Raw genomic sequence first — 253 nt, forward strand, 5'->3', positions numbered from 1 at the left:
GAGATCGTCTCCGAGGCTGTTGACGACAAAATTAAGCAGGTGCTCTTCCTCTACCTTGTTGTCTGCTTGGGTAGGCTTCACACCGCATCCAAGCAGACGCTTACTCTAACCCGATGTGATCGACTGAAGCTCGATCATCGGGTACGGCGGGGACGTGACGACGAGTTCGACCGAGTCGTCGGCGAGCGAGAGGTCGCGTGCGTCGCCGACGCGGACGCGGTGGGTCGTCTCCATTCGTCTCCTCGGTTCGCCG

Annotated in this window: 1 pseudogene; it reads right to left on the reverse strand. The window is 60.1% G+C overall.

The features are described 5' to 3' along the window. Window positions 1–126 precede the first annotated feature (126 nt). A pseudogene (locus DVH23_RS23345) lies at window positions 127–234 on the reverse strand (site-specific DNA-methyltransferase); the annotation flags it as partial. Window positions 235–253: the final 19 nt, after the last annotated feature.

The organism is Saliphagus sp. LR7 (genome assembly GCF_003344565.1).
Classification (GTDB): domain Archaea; phylum Halobacteriota; class Halobacteria; order Halobacteriales; family Natrialbaceae; genus Saliphagus; species Saliphagus infecundisoli.